We start from the raw sequence: 627 nt of genomic DNA on the forward strand, positions 1-627 counted from the left end.
GTCCAACATTCGGTCAGCTTCATCAAGCACCAACACGCCAGTTTTAGAAATGTTTACGTTGCCGTTAAACAAGTGGTCTAACAATCGGCCCGGCGTAGCAATAAGAATATCCGCGCCCTCTTCCAACTTGTTCTTTTGCACGCCAATACTTGTACCGCCGTACACACAAACAATACGTAGATCCGTGTGTTCCGCGTATTGCGTTAAATTGTCAAACACTTGCTGCGCCAATTCACGAGTCGGAACTAGGATGAGAGCGTGAGGTGTGCCATTACGTTTCTTTTGCTGTACCGCCTGAATAATCGGCAAACCAAATGCCGCCGTTTTACCGGTACCCGTTTGCGCAGCCGCAAGAAGATCTTTGCCTTCCAGTACGTGTGGAATCGATTTTTCTTGGACTGGCGTTGGCGTCACAATATTCATATTGTTCAACGTTTCGACTAACTGTTGTTCAATGCCAAGATCAGCAAAATTAACGGACATGATAAACCTCATAATTTTTGGAGCGCAGAGTTTACCAGAGCCCCTAAAGCCATACTACTTTTCTATCTCATTGAGTTGAGTCATTAAGCTGTTGCTGAAAATCATACGACTGGCGCAAAACATCTCGATAAAGTGACGAGAACT

The 627-nt window shown here is 45.1% G+C and carries 1 protein-coding gene; it reads right to left on the bottom strand.

What is annotated here, in order from left to right:
- Window positions 1-483, bottom strand: a 483-nt coding sequence (locus tag R7R78_RS27375; protein WP_225474764.1) for a DEAD/DEAH box helicase, incomplete at its 3' end; no start/stop codon positions are given.
- Between the last annotated feature and the right edge of the window lie 144 nt (window positions 484-627).

This window comes from Vibrio sp. 2134-1, assembly GCF_033339495.1.